Genomic DNA, 1,044 nt, shown 5'->3' on the forward strand with positions numbered 1-1,044 from the left:
ATGAAAAAAAAAATTAAAAATAAACGTTAACTTCAGCACCAAAATGAGTCGATCTCGTGCACTTGATTTGCACTGCTCATTTTCATCCGCCGCAGGTGGTATACATTGACCGCCCTATCCAATCATTCGGAATAAATTTATGGTGGATGCCTACTGCATTTATTACTGTTTTAAATTCATAAATGTTCGTTATTCGAGAACTTTTTGTATTTTTGCTTTATATTTGAACGAATGAAACGAATAATTGCAAAAAGTACACTTCGAGAATATTGGGAAAAACATGCAGATTCCGAACAATATTTGAAAACTTGGTACGACACGGCAAAAAGTGCTAAATGGTTTTCACCTAACGATATAAAACAAACCTACATCAATGCAAGTATTCTTAAAAATGGTCGGGTGGTTTTTAACATTAAAGGAAATTCCTACCGATTGATAGTTAAGTTCAATTATGAAAAACAATGGGCATTTATTCGTTTTATCGGTACTCATGCCGAATATGACAAAATAGATGCAGACACGATTTAAATAAAATATTATGAAATTAAAACCTATAAAATCTGAAAAAGATTACCGAAATGCACTTGAACGCTTGGAGGTTATTTTTGACGCACCAATTGACACAAAAGAAGGAGATGAAGCGGAAATACTCTCATTACTAATAGAAAACTATGAAAACGAGCATTATCCAATAGATTCGCCTGACCCAATCGAAGCGATAAAAATAAGAATGGAGGAACTGAATATGCGTCAGAAGGACTTGGTCGGAATAATTGGTGGGAAAAGTCGGGTATCTGAAATTCTGAACAGAAAGAAAAAATTGACGGTAGAAATGATACGAGAACTGGAAAGCATACTTCAGATTTCAGCTTCGGTTTTAGTAAATAATTATCAACTTGCAAAAAAATAACAAAGGGTAATAATAACTAAGCGTTCGTGCGGTCGGTACGACCGAGCATGAACGCGGTGTTGAACTACACCGGGTTCTTGGTACCTTTTTCTGCTATGGGGATTGGTCTGTATTGGAAGGGAGGTTTGCAGCGG

At 35.8% G+C, this 1,044-nt stretch carries 2 protein-coding genes; both read left to right on the forward strand.

The window, feature by feature from the left end:
• Positions 1-231 precede the first annotated feature (231 nt).
• A complete protein-coding gene (locus ACKWCC_RS19350) occupies positions 232-528 on the forward strand; it encodes a type II toxin-antitoxin system HigB family toxin (protein WP_379936132.1) in 297 nt (98 codons plus the stop codon).
• Positions 529-538: 10 nt separating this feature from the next.
• Positions 539-910 carry a helix-turn-helix domain-containing protein gene (locus ACKWCC_RS19355; protein WP_413997611.1) on the forward strand — a complete coding sequence of 124 codons (372 nt, stop codon included), beginning with the start codon at positions 539-541 and terminating at the stop codon, positions 908-910.
• The last annotated feature ends 134 nt before the right edge of the window (positions 911-1,044 follow it).

This window comes from Maribacter aquimarinus (assembly GCF_047345505.1).
Classification (GTDB): Bacteria; Bacteroidota; Bacteroidia; order Flavobacteriales; family Flavobacteriaceae; genus Maribacter.